This is a genomic window from Streptomyces chryseus, assembly GCF_014650755.1.
Classification (GTDB): domain Bacteria; phylum Actinomycetota; class Actinomycetes; order Streptomycetales; family Streptomycetaceae; genus Streptomyces; species Streptomyces chryseus.
Genome location: NZ_BMVO01000059.1, coordinates 1 through 5,217 on the forward strand (window position 1 = coordinate 1; position 5,217 = coordinate 5,217).

The 5,217-nt window shown below is 68.0% G+C and carries 4 protein-coding genes; 3 read left to right on the forward strand and 1 reads right to left on the reverse strand.

Annotation, left to right across the window (positions count from 1 at the left end):
• Positions 1-1,321 precede the first annotated feature (1,321 nt).
• The 3 genes from IE185_RS33555 (at position 1,322) to IE185_RS32630 (ending at position 2,934) form a co-directional block, all read left to right on the forward strand.
• Positions 1,322-1,471 (forward strand): hypothetical protein, encoded by a 150-nt coding sequence (locus tag IE185_RS33555; RefSeq protein ID WP_229843852.1) that lies wholly within the window; start codon positions 1,322-1,324, stop codon positions 1,469-1,471.
• A gap of 685 nt (positions 1,472-2,156) precedes the next feature.
• The gene (locus IE185_RS32625) at positions 2,157-2,501 is read left to right on the forward strand and encodes an STAS domain-containing protein (RefSeq protein WP_170198391.1); all 345 of its coding nucleotides are present in this window, start codon (positions 2,157-2,159) and stop codon (positions 2,499-2,501) included.
• Positions 2,502-2,628: 127 nt separating this feature from the next.
• Entirely contained in the window at positions 2,629-2,934 is a 306-nt protein-coding gene (locus IE185_RS32630) for a hypothetical protein (protein ID WP_138898178.1), read from the forward strand.
• 1,426 nt (positions 2,935-4,360) lie between these two features.
• On the opposite strand, the gene IE185_RS32635 is transcribed toward IE185_RS32630, so the two are convergent.
• On the reverse strand, positions 4,361-4,651 hold the full coding sequence (locus IE185_RS32635; RefSeq protein WP_170198390.1) for a hypothetical protein: 291 nt from the start codon (positions 4,649-4,651) through the stop codon (positions 4,361-4,363).
• Positions 4,652-5,217 lie beyond the last annotated feature (566 nt).

Consider the following 5,217-nt stretch of genomic DNA (forward strand, 5'->3'; position numbering starts at 1 on the left):
CGAAGGAACGAGCAGGTCAGCGAACACGTCGTAGATCATTTACGGGACAACGCTTAGTGCGAATACCGCGACTCCAAGTCGAGGTCGAACAGCTGCTTGGCGAGGCAGAGCGACAAGTGCGAAAGGCCGATAGGCATGTTCGCTTCTGGTCGTTCATCGACGTTGCCCTCGGCTTCCCGGCCGCAGTCCTGGCCGGTGTTTCCGGAACTGCTGGACTCGCCTCTGCCGATGCTCGTGTCCCCGCGGCACTGCTGGCCCTGGTTTCTGCCGGGCTCTCAGCCGGGGCAGGATTCCTTCGCAGCGACGTCAGGCGCGCAGCCAATAGGCGCAGCCGACGCGCATGGGCTGAAGTTGAAGCTAGAGCTCGCCTATTGCTCGCCCAAGAGCCACCACTGTTAGACCGGCAAAGCGCACAGGAAGCGCTCCAGGGCCTCTTCGACAGCCGTACAGCGGCCATGGCGGCTCACACTGGTGACGCCCTGGAGGAATGAATCGGTTGTCCCAGCGGCGTCCAGAGGTTAAAAGGCAAGCTTACGCGGGCGTGGGCCGGGTGGTGGGGCATGGGTGGCCGTAGGGTCCTCGCGCAGGGACGCGGCCCCAGGAGCGCCCTTTGACGCGCCGTCCAGGCCCATCGACACCCGCTCCGGGTAGGTGTGACGGGCGGCGTGTGCGACGGGGGGAGTATTTCGCCGCGCACCGGAACCGCTGGGTGAGGGTGGGGCCCCGGGCCAGGCGCGGTTGTCGGGGCCCCTGAAGCGAGCAGTCCGAATCCGTAGGTTCGCCCGCGTCGCCCGGCACAACTGCGACGGTGAGTATCGGGTCACGGGGTCGGCAGAGTGAGGCCTCGCTGGGCCGCGGCGGTTGTGAGCGCGGTCGTACCGCCCTGGCTCCGGTTGGTGAGAGCCAGGTGCCTCCCGGGGCGCGGCGGTCGCCGGTGAGGGCATAGCGGCGTACGGCCCGGATGGTCTTCGCGTCGCTGCCGACGTCGTCCGCGAACCGGGCTGGGACGGCGTCGACGGGTTGGGTGCGCCGGGGCGGCTACCGTTTGCCGGGTGAGCGCCGGGTGCGCCGTGACATGGCCTGAGTGAGCGGGGTTAGTCATATCTGTATGACGATGTATCCGCTTAGTGCGACGCAGGCGAAGACCGGAGTCCGTGATGTGACGGAGGTCGAGCGGGCCTTCGAGTGTTTGGAGGCTGGGGCTGCCGGGCCGGATCAGCAGACGCAGTATGCCCGGGGTGCTCTGGCTGGGTACCTCTGGGCGCTGGGGCGTGGGGAGCCCGCGCCCATCACCGCGCGGTCAATGGACGGTGCACCAGCGATGGAGGTTCTGATCGCGGAGGCGGACGCCGCCACCGTGCAGATCCAAGACTCTACCCAGCGCACTGTGCCCCGCGATTACATCCACGGTGTCCACGACGCCCTGGCCTGGGTGTGCGGCCACACCGACGACAAGCCCCTGGCGCCTTGACCACACCGGGGGCGTGGCGCAAGGAGAACGGCCTTTTCGGCTTCCTCCGCCGCTGACACACCGGAGCTCTGCCGGTCTGTACACGCCGCCCCGCCGTCTGCGGGCAGGCGGAAGTGCCCGCGCTCGTCGCGGGCGACGAGGCCGCTGGCCCTGCCCCCTTGTCCCGCCTCACGGTCATCGGTCTGTCCGGGTGACTTGGACCGTGGCATCCCCATGGTGACGTGGTAGTGAGGGGACAGTGACTGGGCCGACTACGTGCACCTTTGGTGGATGCGGCACGCGAGAGCCTCCGCGGTAGTCGTCACGTCCCGCCGCAGGGGCTCTCGTCATGTAATCCGCCCTGGGCGGGCCGGGGCGTGTGCGGGAGCGGCATCAGGCTGCGCCCGATAGGCGGACGTCAGTCCGTGGAACAACGCTTCAAGCAGGTCGCCGACCTTCGGGTCCGGCAGGGCTCGGGGACGTCGGCCTGGGCGACGACGCCGGCCCGTCGGCCCCAGTACCGCTTGTGCAGAAACGGTTGACAGAGGGCAACATTTGTGTGGGATGCTACGCGGACGCCAGCCTGGTCTTACCTGGACTGTGCGCGGCCCACGCCGCGCGCTTGACGGCGCCGGCGTTCTGCTGGTCGCCGTGATGGGCTCGACCCCTGGATTGAGGGGCGAAGCGAACCGTGCACGATCTCGCCGTGACCGTCGAACAGCACCCCAACCTGACAGTGATCTCTGTTACCGGGGAAATGGACCTACAGACCACTCCCGCGGTCGAGGAAGCCGCCCTTGTTCTCCCGCTCGGCGCCAGAACCCTGCACCTGAACCTGTCAGAGGTGTCCTTCATGGACTCCAGCGGCCTGAACCTGCTACTACGCCTGCGCCGCCGGATGCACACACAGGCCGGACACCTGATGCTGTCCGGGCTTCAGGAGCAGCCGGCCAGCCTGCTGCACCTGACCGAAACCTACGAACTGCTCACCGCCGCCCGCAGTGACACGGCCGCGCAGCCTGCCCGGATACAGACACCAACTCCGGTTTAACGTGCGCCCGCGCAGTTGCCTGCGTGCGAAGTCCCGGAGCCATGACAGTGGCCCGGGACCTCCCTCTGCACTTCACTTTCCCGCGCGCTCAGTACGACGCTGTGCTCAGGGTGCGTAGGCTCCGGCCATGACTTCTGATGCCGCACAGAAGCTGCTCGCTGATGTGTGCGCGACGTTGGCCCGTGCCGGCTTCGATGTGGCGTCCGCAGGTGAGGACGGCAGCTGCGGCCTGCGGGTCCGGCGGGAGACAGACTCGGTGATGGTCGGATGGGTGCCGGCCAGCGAGCTTGATCCTTCGGGGCGGGAGGATGCCGAGTTCGAGGGCATCCGCGCTGCTCTGCGGTCGGCGCTGCTGGCGATCCTCACACAGGCCGGCCATGGCGTGCAGGTAGACCGTGCAAGTGGTGAGGTACGGGTCAGGCTGCTTGCGTGACCCCCCAGCGGGGTGACAGGAAGGCGGCCCAGGCCCTTGTGGCCACTCGGTCCAGGCGGCGGCCGAGTCGGCCCAGACAATGGTGATCTCGGGGTGAGTGAGGCGGACGCGGAAGACAATCCCAGCGGGCGCGTCGCGGTCGCTGAAAAGAAAGGAGTGAGGGCCCCTCGGGGGGAGGGCCCCCTCACAACGCGGTCCGTGGGGGACGGATATGTACTCACGCGTCGGCATAACAACGACCACCAGGGCGTCAGGGTCCCTGTCTGCCCGCATGCCCTGCTTGTGACCGACGGGAGTTTCGGCGCGGCCTGGTCGTCGGGTGCGCTGGCGGCCCCCGCGAGGGGGGCGTCGGTTCGGTTTCCTGTGCCGGTGAGGCACCGGAGCTCTGCCGGTCCGCGGTGCGGCTGCCCGTGTGGCGATGTCGAGGGGTGGGGCCCTGGGCCGGGCAGGGTTACCAGGGCCCCGGGCGGGCGCAGACCGTGGATCGATGCATGCGCGCGCCCATACCCGATAACAACGTCGGTGGGTCCCGGGACACGGTCGCCCTTGCGGGGTGTTAGGGGCCGCGTGGTGTGGGCACACGAGCGATGAGTGGGAGTGGAACACAGCACGGCCTCCAGGGGCCGGCCGCAGTGGTTGGCGGTCGGCCCCGACCCATGTCCGGGCTATCTGTTGGGCGCTTGCAAGGCTGATGGTCCACTGCGCCGACTTGAGGCCAGACGGGCCCATGGCCGGAAGTTGCTGTGTCGCGCTGGCTGCTTTTCTACCGGGCCGGTGGCAGGGTGGAGGTGTTCCGGCGGTCGCCCCCGGCCGCTGGAGTGCGGACCCACCTCCGTGTCCGCACTCTGCCCGGCCTCCCCTCCTCCCGCTCTGAGGGAGGCCGGGCGAACTACCTGCCCGCACAGCCCCCTCAAGATCGTTCTTGCCCAATTGTCCAGGAGCGATCTTGAGGGGCCTGTGCGGTGCCGCTGCGGAGGTCGTCGGTGCCGCTGTCCCCGTCTAGGACATCCGGGTGCCGGCTGAGGCGGCCTTGCTGGTGACGAGCACAACGAACTTGCGGGCGTCATAAGCGTTGGCGCGGTGCTTCTCGGCCTCGTTGCGGTGTTCGGCTCCGCGGTCACGAGCTGGTCGTATCTTTGCCCGTGACCGAAGTGCGTGTAATGCGTTGTTCTCGTCGGTGCTCGCATGTCCATCCCTCGAGGGTGCGGCCCCCCGGGGCCCTGGCCAACGCCCGGTCCAGGTCCCCGGGCCTTCGTTCACGGGCACTTGGACACTGGCGCGGCTGAACCCAACATCCGTTCACGCGAGACGCCCGGCTGGGAACTCCCAACCGGGCGTCTCACGTGAACGGCTCGCAGCCCATCAGCTCAACGGGCCCCACCCGTTACCGGCTCGCCGGCAAGCGCTGGTAGGCGTCTTGCCGTTGTTAGAGAAGGTCGAGGTCGAGGTCGACTCCCGTTCCCGTCTCGGCGTCGGCGTCGTTCCTGGCCAGGGTGTCCTCGCCACTGCAGATCTGCTGGACCGCGACCGCGGTCGCCGGGCCGCTGCCGAGGACCGTGACGGGCCCCGTCGCGACGTTGATCAGGCCGACCTGGACCGTGTCCTGGCTGACGTTGGACCGCTGCTCGCACACGACTACGTTGCCGTCCTTGCCCTTGTGCCAGCCGTCCGGGTGGCCGTAGCCGTCGCCGGCCGCGGCGACACCGGCCCCGAGCATGCTGAAACTCCCGAGCATGGCAGCTACCAGGGCAGCATTGCGAAGCTTGCGCACAACATCTCCACTTCCGTCATATTCGACATCGTTGGGGGTTATCAGACAAAACAGCACGCTAGGTCATGTTTATGATGTTTTGGGTGCAACACGCCTTGGTGTCCCCTCGCTGCGGAGGGGCAGGGCGGCCGTAGCTGTGATGGGATGCGGCCGACGTCGTCCGTCTGGCCTTGCGAAGCCGCCGACCGAGCCGAGGTGATCTCCCTTCGGGTTGTTGCAGGGGCGTGGGGTGTGTGGGTGCACGCTTGTGGTGAGTGGATAAGGCAGGTCCTCCCGAGGGTTGGCCGTAGGCGGAGGTCGGCCCGCCGGTTGTGCTGCCCGCCGGATTGGTGAGGATCGCCACTGCTGATTGAGTAACCGGCCATGTTTCTTCTGCCAATCCGCGCTCGGCCGGGCGGCGCTGGCGTCCTGTGCCCGTTTGGTGGATATGGGGGCCCGGGTGTCGTGGCGTCTTGGCTAGTGCGTTGGCCACGAAGGTTCGCCGGGGCTGATTAGGCGGCTTTGGGCCGTGG

Coding starts and splice junctions, on each gene's coding strand:
- IE185_RS33555 (WP_229843852.1), top strand. CDS start 1,322: ATGGAGGTTCTGATCGCGGAGGCGGACGCCGCCACCGTGCAGATCCAA.
- IE185_RS32635 (WP_170198390.1), bottom strand. CDS start 4,651: ATGCTCGGGGCCGGTGTCGCCGCGGCCGGCGACGGCTACGGCCACCCG.
- IE185_RS32630 (WP_138898178.1), top strand. CDS start 2,629: ATGACTTCTGATGCCGCACAGAAGCTGCTCGCTGATGTGTGCGCGACG.